Raw genomic sequence first — 11,894 nt, 5'->3', positions numbered from 1 at the left:
GGCTTGAGCACCGTGATGATGCCCAGCGAGTTCAACACCCGGCTGTGCATGTGTTCCACGTTGGCGGTGACGCCCTGGATGCAGTTGACATTGAGGCTGTTGACAGCGTTTTCCATGGTGGAAATCGACGTGAACAGGGCGAAGGTGATGACGGGCTCCATCACGTTCAACTGCAGTTGACCCGCCGACGCGGCCAGCGTAACCGTGAGGTCTAGGCCGATGACCAGGAAGCCAGTCTGGTTGACGACTTCAGGGATCACGGGGTTGACCTTGCCCGGCATGAGCGAACTGCCCGGCTGCATCTGCGGCAGGTTGAGTTCGTTGAAGCCGCAGCGCGGACCGGAAGACAGCAGGCGCAGGTCGTTGCAGATCTTGGTGAGCTTGGACGAGGTCCGTTTCAGCACGCCCGAAAGCAGCACGTAGGCGCCCGTGTCGGAGGTCGCCTCGACCAGGTCGCCCGCGAGGATGAAGGTGCAACCGCTGACCTCGGACAGGTGTTTGATCGCCAGCTCCGGATAGCCCGGCGCTGCCGTCACCATGGTGCCGATGGCGGTCGCGCCCAGGTTGACTTCATGCAGGAACTGGCGGACTTCGGCAAGGCGTTGCACCTCCTCACCCATGGTCGTGCCCCAGCCGTGGAACTCCTGGCCCAACGACATCGGCACTGCATCCTGCAGGTGGGTTCTGCCCATTTTCAGCACGTTCTGGAATTCACGGCCCTTGGCGAAAAAGGCCTCTTGCAGCTGAGTCAGGGCGTCCATGTAGCTGTTGAGCCGCAGGATCAAGGCCAAGCGAAAGGCCGTCGGATAGACGTCGTTGGTCGATTGCCCGAAGTTCACATGGTCGTTGGGGTTGCAGTATTGGTACTCGCCCTTTTTGTGGCCCAGGTGCTCAAGCGCCATGTTGGCAATCACCTCATTGGCGTTCATGTTGGTCGAGGTGCCAGCGCCACCCTGGATGAAGTCGGTCACGAACTGGTCGCACATTTCACCGGCGATCAAGCGGTCGCAAGCGATCACGATCGCGTCGGCGATCTTCACGTCAAGCACGCCAAGATCGCGGTTCGCCAATGCGGCCGCCTTCTTCACGTAGCCGAAGGCCTTGACGAAGTAGGGTTCGTTTGACATCGGAATACCGGTGATGTGGAAGTTCTCCTTGCCCCGCAGCGTTTGCACGCCGTAGTAGGCGGTGTCGGGCAGTTCTTTTTCGCCCAGAAAGTCTTTTTCGATTCGAGTGCTCATGGTGTTTTCCTTGGTTGGTAAAGGGCAGTGGGCAGGCAGGCGCATCGCCGCGTGCCAGCAGAAAAATGCAAGATGTGGCGCCGAGCCACAAACCCATCCGGGCCTGTGCTGGCGCTGGCGGCGACCACAAGCTGCGCCCGACAGTCCGTGGGGAGCTTGACGGGTGTGAGGCTGATCTCGAGGTAGCGATTTCGCACTTGCATGACAACAAGTCTAGGACTGCACCCTGGGCTTTAAAAGCAAATTAATTTGCAGAAAATACCTTTATGCAAAACATGCATAGTTAAAATTTTGGCGCAGAATGCGCAGACCGGTGCGCACATGGCTGGACCAAAATCAAATACTTTCCGACTGAGGGCCATGGCTTGGCCTGTCACCCAGGTTCTGGACGGCACGCTGTGCCCGTGACTCAATGCCCCCTTTTCTTCAACGAGGCCTGCCATGACGGACACCACCCACTACCGAATTTGCCCCCTGTGCGAAGCCTGCTGCGGTCTGGAGATCAAGGTGAAAGGCGGCGTTGTGAGCAGCATCAAGGGGGATGCCCAGGATGTCCTGAGCCAGGGCTACATCTGCCCCAAAGCGGTCGCGCTGAAAGACTTGCATGACGACCCGGACCGCTTGCGCACGCCGCTGATCAAGCGCAACGGCCAGCACGTCGCTGCCACGTGGGAGGAGGCGTTTGCCGAAATTGCCCGGCGTCTGCCGCCGTTGCAAGCCCAGCACGGCCGCCAGGCCGTGGCGGTGGCGGTGGGCAACCCGACTGTGCACAAATACGGCTTGCTGACTTACTTTCCCAGGCTGGCCCGCGCCCTGGGCACGCGCAATGTGTTTTCCGCCTCCAGCCTGGACCAGGTGCCCAAGCAGCTGGCCTGCGGCTTGATGTTTGGCCACTGGATGACGGTGCCGCTGCCCGACATCACGCGAACGCAACTGCTGCTGGTGATAGGCGCCAACCCGCTGGCCAGCAACGGCAGCATGTGGACCGTGCCCGACTTTCGGGGCAAAGCCAAAGCCCTGCAAGCCCGCGGTGGCCGCCTGGTGGTGATTGACCCCAGGCGCACCGAGACCGCCGCCGTGGCCGATGCGCACCACTTCATCCGCCCCGGCGCCGACGTGTTCTTGCTGGCGGCCATGGTCAACACCTTGTTTGCCAACCAGTGGGTGCGATTGGGCGCCGTGGCGGAATGGGTCAATGGCGTTGAAGCGGTGCAGCAAGCCGTCGCTGCGTTCACGCCGCTAGCGGTGGCGGCGCGTTGCGGCATGGCGGCCGACACCATTGTTGAATTGACGCGCGAACTGGCGCACACCGAGCGCGCCGCCGTCTATGGCCGCATTGGCACCTGCACCCAGACCTTTGGCACATTGGCGAGCTGGCTGGTCGATGTGCTCAATGCACTCACCGGTCATCTGGATGCGCCGGGCGGCGCTATGTTTACCAAGGCCGCCGCCTTTGCCAGCAATACGTCGGGTGCGAGTGGCACAGGGCGCGGTGTGGCCACCGGCCGCCACCGCTCGCGCGTGAGCGGCGCGCCCGAGGTGATGGGCGAGCTGCCGATGACCTGCCTGGCCGAAGAAATTGAAAGCCCGGGCGCGGACCAAGTGCGCGCCCTGATCACGGTGGCGACCAACCCGGTGCTCTCGGCCCCGAACGGGCCTCGCCTGGCGAAAGCCTTTGAGTCGCTCGATTTCATGGTCAGCGTGGACATTTACTTGAACGAGACCACGCGCCATGCGGATGTGATCTTGCCGGGCATGTCGCCACTGCAGGACGATCATTTTGACGTGTCGTTCCCGCAGCTATCCTGGCGCAACCACGCCCGCTACAGCCCCGCGGTGCTGCCGGGCGAAGAACGTCCCTTTGAGTGGCAAATCCTGCTCAAGCTGGCGGCCATCGCGCAGGGTCAGGGTGCTGACCTGGATGTGAATGCGCTGGATGACGCGCAGTTTGCGCACGAGGCACAACGCCAGTTCGGTGCGCGGGCCGGCGCCGTGATAGCGGCAACCGCGCATCTGCGTGGCCCCCAGCGCCTGCTCGATGTGGCCTTGCGCACCGGCCCCTATGGCGACGCCTTTGGTCCGAAGCCCGATGGTTTGACGCTGGCGAAGGTGACGGCCGCCAACGCCTGCGGCGGCGTCGACCTGGGCGAACTGCAGCCGCGCATCCCCGAGCTGCTGCGCACCCCCAGCGGCAAGATTGAATTGGCCCCGCCCCAGTTGCTGGCCGACCTGCCGCGTGCCTGGGCCGACCTGCCCAGCGCTGCAGCCGATCTGGTCATCATCGGCCGGCGCGATGTGCGCAGCAACAACAGCTGGATGCACAACCTGCCCACCCTGGCCAAGGGGCCGTTTCGCTGCACCGCTCTGTTGCACCCGGCAGATGCGGCGCGCCTGCAACTTGTAGAGGGCGCGTTGGCGCGCATCAGCAGCGGCACGGGCAGCATTGAGGCGCAGGTGCAAATCAGCACGGACATGATGCCCGGCGTGGTCAGCCTGCCGCACGGCTGGGGCCACGGCCTGCCCGGTGCGCAATTGAGCTTGGCCGCCCAGCGCCCCGGTGCCAACCTGAATGCGCTGTTGGATGATCAGGCGCGCGACCCGCTCTCCGGCAACGCGGTGCTCAGCGGGGTGGCGATCAGCATAATGGCGCTGACTTGAGGGCTGTCGGCCAGCGGGCTGGGTAGGCCGCCGCAACTGCCGGCGTTGACAAATCTCAAGCGGTTTGCCGTCGTGCCCCGCAGAATGAACTGGGACGCCAGCAAAGGGGGAAAGATGAAGCTTCCGGTTCATATTCAATTTCACGACATGGAGCCGTCGGGCGCGCTTGAGGCCAGCGCGCGTGAGCATGCGCACCGGCTCGAATCGTTTGCACCCGACATCATGGCTTGCCGTGTCCACATCGACATGGAGCAGAAGCACAAGCATCAGGGGAACCCTTTCGGTGTGCGCATCGACCTCACGCTGCCGAGCCATGAACTGGTGGTGAACCGGGTCCAGAACGAAGACGTGTACGTGGCCCTGCGGGATGCCTTCGACAACATGAAGCGCCAGCTTGAGGACGTCGTGCGCAAGCGCAGGGGGCAGGAGAAGCAGCACACGGTGCCGCTGCATGGCGAGGTCGTGCGTTTGGATGATGCCGGAGGTTTTGGCTTCCTCCGCACACCTGCTGGCGACGAGTATTACTTCAGCCGCGACAACGTGGCCGGTACACCGTTTGACCATGTGCAGATTGGCAGTGCCGTGCAGTTCATTCCCGAAGTGGGTGGTGAGGGTTTACAGGCCAAGCGCGTGAGTCTAGGCAAGCATGGCATGGGTGAGCCGCCAACGGAATGACCTGTGACAGGCAGGAAAGCTAGGGGGGAATATATGGGCGAACGTTTGACCACAGGCGAAATATGTACACGCAGCGTGACCATCGCCTTCAGGCAGACGCCCTTGGACGGCGCGGCGCGGCTGATGCGCGAGAACCATGTCGGCTGCCTCGTCGTGGTCGATGAGGTGGGCAGCAAGCGAGTCGTGGTGGGCGTGCTTACCGACCGGGACATCGTGACGGCAGTGGTGGCCCATGATCTGGACCCCGGCACTTTGCATGTGGAGGACGTGATGACCACCGACCTGGTCACTGCACGCGAGAACGACTCACTGATTGACCTGATGCACACCATGCGCCGCAAGGGTGTACGCCGCATTCCAGTCGTCGGCGAGCAGAACGAATTGATTGGTGTGGTGACGCTCGACGATGTGCTGGACATCCTGGCGCAGGAGCTGGGTTTGCTGGTGGCAGCCATCGACAGCGAGGGCCAGCGCGAACGCCAGATCCGACAGTAAGCTTGCGGCGCAAGCCTCATGGGCTCTCTTGTCCGCCGCTAAGTCACCTTGGCGTTCAATAATCCGACAACGCGGTGTCATTGGCTTGCATCAAGCCAGTCCGTCGTCCACGCCAGCGCGGCCGCCAGATGCGCCAGCGCGGCCGAGCTGGGCGGTGCGCCGAGCTCGAAGCGCTCGCCCCGGATCGCCAGCAGCGTGCACGATGGCGGCGCTTCGGCGCGCAGATCAGAAAACACCTGCAACAGCGCCTGCGGGCTCAAGGCGTGGCTGGTGAAGCTGCTGTCCGGCGCGGCGCGCAGTTGCGTGGCTTCAAACGGCGCGCGACAGCTCAGGCTGGCATCGACAAACAGCACGCGCTGCCTGCCCACCAGATCAAGCGCATGTTCAATCTGCAACTGGTAATCGTCGAGATAGTCCACCGCTGCGCTTGAAGTCGCCACGACGCGCAGGCGCTCAATGAAGAGAGGTCCCAGCGCGTCGTCGCCGCGGCTCAGATTGCCCCACCCGAATACCAGCAGCGGCGCCACCGGCTCCAAGGCGAGTGTCATGCAGCGACGCTGGGCGGCGTGCCCAGGTCACGGCGAAACTCGCCCGTCTGCGACTTGAGCACACGGTCGATCAGCTCGCCATCAACCCCGAGCAACGTCACGTCCAGGGGCATCTGCCCGATCGCATGGGTGGCGCAGGACAGGCAGGGGTCGTAGGCGCGAATGGCGACCTCGATGTGGTTGAGCAGACCTTCAGTCAGCTCCCGCCCGTCGAGGTACTCGCGCGCCACCGAGCGCACGGCCTCGTTCATGGCCTGGTTGTTGTGGGTGGTGGAGACGATCAGGTTGCACAGGCTTACAAGATCGTCGTCGCCGACCTCGTAATGGTGGATCAGCGTGCCGCGCGGTGCCTCGATCACGCCGACACCGCCGCGTTGACGCGGGCCGCTGGCCATCAGCTCGCCGCCCAGGATGTCGGGGTCATCCAGCAGGGTCTGGATCACCTCGACGCAGTGCAACATCTCGACCATGCGCGCCCAGTGGTAGGCCAGCGTCGCGTGAATCGGCTCACCGCGACCCCAGGCGATGAATTCACGGCGCTCTTTTTCAGCCAGCGGGCTCGGAATGAAGTCGCAGTTTTGCAGGCGCGCCAGCGGCCCGACCCGGTACCAGCCGAGATCGGGACCCAGGCTCTTGAGAAACGGGAACTTCATGTAGGTCCAGGGTTTGACCTCTTCTTCGATCAAGCCCAGATAGTCCTGGTCGCTGGCGCCGTCGAACAGGATCGCACCCGCCGTGTCGCGCGCGCGCAGCACGCCGTCGTAAAGGTCGAGCGCGCCGTCCCTCCTGACCAGCGACAGCAGATTCGAGCGGAAGCTGCCAAAGCTGTCGTACAGCGCCGGGTTTTGCGCATGCAGCTGTTTGGCAATCAATACCGCCTCTTGCGCCCAGGCGAGCATTTGCGCCACATCGCGTTGCAGCAGAGCCCGGTCGGCCAGGCTGACAGGCTTGTTGACGCCGCCCGGCACCGAACCGGTGCCATGCACGCGCTTGCCGGCGGTGGCGCGGATCACCTCCTGGCCGAACTTTCGCAGCAGCACGCCTTTGCGCGCGATGTCTGGATGGGCTTGCGCCACGCCGACGATGTTGCGCCGGTTCAGGTCGGAGTCGAAACCAAACAGCAGGTCGGGCGCGGCCAGGTAGAAGAAGTGCAAGGCGTGCGACTGCATCACCTGACCGTAATGCATGAGGCGGCGGATCTTGTCGGCCGTGGGCGTGACCGGCACGGCGCCGACCACCCGGTCGAAGGCCTTGGACGCCGCCAGGTGGTGCGACACCGGGCAGATGCCGCACAGCCGCTGCACCATTACCGGCACCTCCCAGTAAGGTCGGCCTTGAATGAATTGCTCGAAGCCGCGGAACTCCACGATGTGCAAGCGCACCTGCTGAACGCGGTTCTGCGCGTCCAGCAAGAGCGTGACCTTGCCGTGGCCTTCGACGCGTGACAGCGGGTCGATGGCGACCCGGCGCAGTCCTTGCGCGGCGGCTTCAGGCGCAGCGGTTTCGAGTGATTTCGTCATGGTCAGGCCCAATCAGTCATAGTGGATCAGGCCGTGCCCCAGGTGCGGCGTGCGCCCGGCCATCAGGTCACTCAAGAAGTGCCAGAACGCGTCAGCCGAGGGCGGGCAACCCGGCAGCGAATAGTCCACATGCACCACCTCGCGGACAGGGTGCACTTGGTTCAGCAGCAGCGGCAGCTCGGGGTCATTGGGAATCGCGCCGCCCGCGCTCAAGCCCGGCCGGCTGCGGTACACCTGCGTCAACACCTCGCCCAGGTCCAGATGGTTGCGCTGCGCCGGCAAGCCGCCGTTGATGGCGCAGGCGCCCACGGCCACCAGCGTCTTGCAGTGCGCGCGGAACTCGCGCAAGACCTGCACATTCTCGGCATTGCACAGCCCCCCTTCGATCAGGCCGATGTCACAGGCCCCCACCTGCTTGATGTCGGTCAGCGGCGAGCGGTCAAACTCAACCAGTTCGAGCAGATCGAACAAGCGCTCGTCAATGTCGAGCAAGGACATGTGGCAGCCAAAGCAGCCGGCCAGCGACACGGTGGCGACCTTGAGCTTGCGCGGAGCTGGGGACGACGCAGGTGCGGTCATTCTGGCGCCCCTTCGACCTGCTGCGACACCGGCTTGGCGTCAAAACGCCGTTGCCCGATCGGGATGACAAAGCCGCGTCGCTTGGGCAGAATCACGCCGACCGGGCAGATGTGTGCCGCGCGGTCCGCCAGGCTCATGCGGGTGTCACCCAACTGGCCGCTTGCGCTGTTGACCAGCAGGTGCGTGCCAACGCCATGGCCGCCAATGGCAAAGATGTTCTTGCCGTCAACCTCGCGGCTGGCGCGCACGCACAGCTCGCACAAGATGCAGCGGTTCAGGTCGAGCAGGATGTCGGGGTGGCTGGCGTCGACCGGGCGATTCGGGTAGAACTCCTCGAAGTGCGGGCCCTCCATGCCCATCTGGTAGGCGGTGGCCTGCAGCAGGCAATTGCCGCTTTTTTCGCAACTCGGGCAAAAGTGATTGCCTTCCACAAACAGCATTTGTAGGAGCGTCTTGCGCTGGCGGTTCATCTCGTCGGTGTTGCTCTCCACCGCCTGACCGGCAGAGGCCAACACGGTGCAGGCGGCGCCGACGCGGCCGTTGACCTTGACGCTGCAAATTCGGCACGAGCCATGCGCGGCAAAGTCCGGGTGCCAGCACAGGTGCGGGATGTAACGGCCGGCGCGCGTGGCGGCCTGTAAGAGCGTCTCGCCAGCCGCGAACGGCAGGTCGTCGCCGTCGAGTGAGAAGCTCTGGACCGGGTTCATATCTTCCGTCATGGGCGATTCTCCAGATGTGCACCCGCGTCGTCGCGACCCGTCATGCGCCGGGCAATCGACAGCTCGGCATCCACGTCAAAACCGGGCTCAAACTTAAGCGACTGCAGGCGCCGTTCGTAGGCCGGGCGGAACTTCAAGACGGTGTCGCGCAAGGGGTTGCAGGCGCTGGCGCCCAGGCCGCAGTGGGTGGTGCTGTGCAGCAGGCGGTCGAGCTCAAACAGCACATCGAGGTCGTCGCCAGAGCCGCGGCCGGCGGCCAGCTTGTCCATGCGCTTGACCAGCAGGGCGGTGCCAACCCGGCACGGCGTGCAGAAGCCGCAGCTCTCGTGCGCAAAAAAATGCGCAAAGCCGCGCGCCACCTCGAACATGTCGCGCGAACGGTCAAATACCATGAAGGCACCCGCCGTCGGCACGTCTTCAAAGGCGATGCGGCGCTCAAACTCATCTGGCGCCAGGCACACGCCGGAGGCGCCACCGACCTGCACCGCCTGCGTATCGCGCGCGCCGCAGTCGGCCAGGATGCGGCTAACGCGGGTGCCCAGCGGGTACTCGTACAGGCCCGGTCGCGCGCAATCGCCCGATACTGAGTGAATCTTGGTGCCGGTTGACTTGGTGGTGCCTACGGCGGCCCAGACTGCGGCGCCGTGTTGCGCAATATGGGCCGCCGCGCAAAAAGTTTCCACGTTGTTGATCACGGTGGGATGGCCCAGGTAACCGCGCTCGGCCGGAAAGGGCGGGCGGATGCGCGGCGTGCCGCGCTTGCCCTCCAGCGACTCGATCAGCGCCGACTCCTCGCCGCAAACATAGGCGCCGGCGCCGACGTGAATCGCAATGTCAAAGTCAAAACCGGCCTGCCCCAGAATGTTGGCGCCCAGCAACTGCGACGCGCGCCTGCGCTGCAATACCGCCTGCAGGGATTCCAGCAGGTAGCGGTACTCGCCGCGCAGGTAGACAAAGCCGCGGCGCGCGCCGAGCACATGGGCCGCGATCGTCATGCCCTCGAACACCGCATCGGCGCGGCGCGTCAGCAGCACGCGGTCCTTGAAGGTGCCGGGCTCGCCCTCGTCGGCGTTGCATACCACCACACGCTCCGTCCCACGCGCTTGGCGGCACAGCTCCCACTTGAGGCCGGTGGCAAAACCGGCGCCACCACGCCCGCGCAAATTGGCCCGCTTGATCTCAGCCAGCGTCGCGTCCGCCCCGCGCGCCAGCGCCGCAGCCAATGCGGCCCCCGGCGCGCAAGTGTCACCCAGTAGCAGATCGGCGCGGCGGATGTTGTCCTGCACCTCGAACCATGCAGCGGGCCATTGCGCCGCCGGCACGCGAGCAAGGATCAGTTCGGCTATCTCGGCGACACGGGCGGCGGCGAGCCGGGTGATGACCTGGTGGTGGTTGATCAGCAACGCCGGCCCCTGGTCGCACAGCCCGGTGCAAGAGGCAAGGTCCACACTGACCAGTCCATTAGCGCTGACCTGACCGGGCACCACGCCCAGGCGCTGGCACAGGTCAGCCCGCAGGGCCTCGCTACCTAGCATGCGGTCGGTCACGTTGTCACTGAACAGCACGCGGTAGATACCAACCGGCTGGGTGTGCAAGAAGCGGTAAAACCCGGCCACGCCTTGGACCTGCGCCAGCGTCAGGCCGAGTGCGCTGGCGATTTGACTCATTGCATCGGGTGACAACCAGCCTTGCGAGCCCTGCCACTCGCGCAGAATCTGCAAGAGCGCGTGCGGTTCAGCCTGGTAGCGCGCCAGCAGTTGCTGCAGTTCCGGCGCAGCGCCTGTTGGACTTGTTGATGTGGTGCAGGACTGACGCATGGCTTGAATTTAAACAATCAGCGTCCAAAGTCAAGCGGCCTGGGTCAAAGTCAACCGCCGGGCTTTTCGAACACCATGCCGGGCTGCACCTCAAAGCCGCGCAAGAACTCAGCCACGCTAAGGCGCTTGCCGCCGGGGCGCTGCAGCTGCGTGATAATTACTATCGAATCGAGAGCTGCAACCCCAATACCGACGGGGGCTACGGCCACAATTGTTCCAAATTTTTCTGAGACGGGGGGCTTGTCAGCCGACACCTCGGCCAGCCAGATTTTGAGCGATTCACCGTTCAACACAGCGGTCGCACCGGGGAAGGGGTTGAAGGCACGGATGCGCTGTGTGATCAGGGCCGCGCTTTGCGTCCAATCAATCGCCGCTTCTTCTTTTTCAATCTTGTGCGCATAGCTCACGCCCGTCTCTGGCTGCGCCACCGGCTGCAAACGACCCTGCGCGGCCAAATCAAGCGCCTGCACCATCAGCCGTCCACCCAGCTCGGCCAGGCGGTCATGCAAGGCGCCTGTGGTGTCGCTCGCCCCGATGGGCGTGGCCTGCGCCAGCAGCATGGCGCCGGTATCCAGCCCGGCGTCCATCTGCATGATGGTCACGCCGGTCTGCGCGTCACCCGCTTCAATCGCGCGGTGAATGGGTGCCGCGCCGCGCCAGCGCGGCAGCATTGAGGCATGGATGTTGAAGCAGCCCAGCGGTGGCAAGTCCAGCACCCACTGCGGCAGAATCAGGCCGTAGGCCGCCACCACCATGGCATCGGCCTGCGCTAGCGCCAGCAACGCCTGCGCGTCTCCCGCATCCTGCGGGTACTTGCCGTCCAGGCGCAGGCTGCGCGGCTGCGCCAGCGAGATGCCGTGGTCCAGCGCGTACTGTTTCACGGCGGAGGGCTGCAATTTGAGGCCGCGCCCGGCGGGGCGATCGGGCTGCGTCAGTACCAGCGCAATCTCATGGCCGCTAGCGTGCAATTGCGCCAGCGCAACGCGGGCAAACTCGGGCGTGCCGGCAAAAATCAGCCTCACTCGCGCTCCTCGCGCTGGCTCTTGAGCATCTTCTTCTTGATCCGGTTGCGCTTGAGCGGCGACAGGTATTCAACAAACACCTTGCCCAGCAAATGGTCCATTTCGTGCTGAATGCAGACCGACAACAGGCCATCGGCTTCAATCAGGCGCGACTGGCCCTGTCGGTCCAGCGCAGTCACGCTCACAGAATCAAAACGCTCGACCCCGTCGTAAATGCCCGGCACCGACAGGCAGCCCTCTTCGTTGAGATGCGTCTCCGGGCTGCTCCAGACCAGCTGCGGGTTGATCAGCACCAGCGGCGCATCGCGCTCTTCGGAGACGTCAATCACGATCAGGCGCTCGTGCACATTGATCTGCGTCGCCGCCAGGCCAATGCCCTTGGCCTCGTACATGGTCTCGAGCATGTCCACGATCAGGGTTTGAACGCGCACATCAACGTTTGACACCGGCTTGGCCACGGTGTGCAGCTTGGGATCGGGATAACAAAGAATCGGAAGTAACATTTGATTGGCTGAGGACAGGGCTTGACCATGCAGGCTGCCCCACAAGGTTTTGGGATATGTCGCTATTTTCGCTACTTTTGGCGCCGCCAGCACCGAGCCGACGGAGGAAACGTTGCC

11 protein-coding genes are annotated in these 11,894 nt (G+C 64.1%); 3 read left to right on the top strand and 8 right to left on the bottom strand.

Features of this window, described 5'->3' with window-relative positions; all coding sequences use genetic code 11:
• The coding region (locus GZ093_RS05745) for an aspartate ammonia-lyase (protein WP_296483318.1) at positions 1 to 1,241 on the bottom strand (1,241 nt) is incomplete at its 3' end.
• 441 nt (positions 1,242 to 1,682) lie between these two features.
• Between GZ093_RS05745 and GZ093_RS05740 the strand changes: the two genes are divergently transcribed.
• The 3 genes from GZ093_RS05740 to GZ093_RS05730 all read left to right on the top strand — a co-directional run bounded on the left by GZ093_RS05740 (position 1,683) and on the right by GZ093_RS05730 (position 5,069).
• On the top strand, positions 1,683 to 3,899 hold the full coding sequence (locus GZ093_RS05740) for a molybdopterin-dependent oxidoreductase (protein WP_296483316.1): 2,217 nt from the start codon (positions 1,683 to 1,685) through the stop codon (positions 3,897 to 3,899).
• Positions 3,900 to 4,013: 114 nt separating this feature from the next.
• Entirely contained in the window at positions 4,014 to 4,574 is a 561-nt protein-coding gene (locus GZ093_RS05735; RefSeq protein WP_296483315.1) for an HPF/RaiA family ribosome-associated protein, read from the top strand.
• A 33-nt stretch (positions 4,575 to 4,607) separates the two neighbouring features.
• Positions 4,608 to 5,069: a CBS domain-containing protein gene (locus GZ093_RS05730; RefSeq protein WP_296483313.1), complete on the top strand. Its 462-nt coding sequence runs from the start codon at positions 4,608 to 4,610 to the stop codon at positions 5,067 to 5,069.
• A 77-nt stretch (positions 5,070 to 5,146) separates the two neighbouring features.
• On the opposite strand, the gene GZ093_RS05725 is transcribed toward GZ093_RS05730, so the two are convergent.
• Genes GZ093_RS05725 through def form a run of 7 tightly spaced genes read right to left on the bottom strand, consistent with a single transcriptional unit; the run spans position 5,147 to position 11,777 of the window.
• A complete protein-coding gene (locus GZ093_RS05725; protein ID WP_296483311.1) occupies positions 5,147 to 5,617 on the bottom strand; it encodes a hydrogenase maturation protease in 471 nt (156 codons plus the stop codon).
• Positions 5,614 to 7,137: a Ni/Fe hydrogenase subunit alpha gene (locus tag GZ093_RS05720; RefSeq protein WP_296483308.1), complete on the bottom strand. Its 1,524-nt coding sequence runs from the start codon at positions 7,135 to 7,137 to the stop codon at positions 5,614 to 5,616. The genes GZ093_RS05725 and GZ093_RS05720 overlap by 4 nt, the downstream gene beginning before the upstream one ends.
• A 12-nt stretch (positions 7,138 to 7,149) precedes the next feature.
• Positions 7,150 to 7,716 (bottom strand): NADP oxidoreductase, encoded by a 567-nt coding sequence (locus GZ093_RS05715; RefSeq protein ID WP_296483307.1) that lies wholly within the window; start codon positions 7,714 to 7,716, stop codon positions 7,150 to 7,152.
• A complete protein-coding gene (locus GZ093_RS05710) occupies positions 7,713 to 8,435 on the bottom strand; it encodes a 2Fe-2S iron-sulfur cluster-binding protein (protein WP_296483305.1) in 723 nt (240 codons plus the stop codon). Before GZ093_RS05710 ends, GZ093_RS05715 begins: the two co-directional genes overlap by 4 nt.
• Positions 8,432 to 10,252 carry an NAD(P)H-dependent oxidoreductase subunit E gene (locus GZ093_RS05705; protein WP_296483302.1) on the bottom strand — a complete coding sequence of 607 codons (1,821 nt, stop codon included), beginning with the start codon at positions 10,250 to 10,252 and terminating at the stop codon, positions 8,432 to 8,434. The genes GZ093_RS05710 and GZ093_RS05705 overlap by 4 nt, the downstream gene beginning before the upstream one ends.
• 50 nt (positions 10,253 to 10,302) lie before the next feature.
• Positions 10,303 to 11,274 (bottom strand): methionyl-tRNA formyltransferase, encoded by a 972-nt coding sequence (gene fmt / locus GZ093_RS05700; protein ID WP_296483300.1) that lies wholly within the window; start codon positions 11,272 to 11,274, stop codon positions 10,303 to 10,305.
• Positions 11,271 to 11,777: a peptide deformylase gene (gene def / locus GZ093_RS05695; RefSeq protein ID WP_296483298.1), complete on the bottom strand. Its 507-nt coding sequence runs from the start codon at positions 11,775 to 11,777 to the stop codon at positions 11,271 to 11,273. Before def ends, fmt begins: the two co-directional genes overlap by 4 nt.
• Positions 11,778 to 11,894: the final 117 nt, after the last annotated feature.

It is taken from the genome of Rhodoferax sp., assembly GCF_010365055.1.
GTDB lineage: Bacteria > Pseudomonadota > Gammaproteobacteria > Burkholderiales > Burkholderiaceae_C > Rhodoferax.
This window is presented reverse-complemented; position numbering and strand designations above follow the sequence as displayed.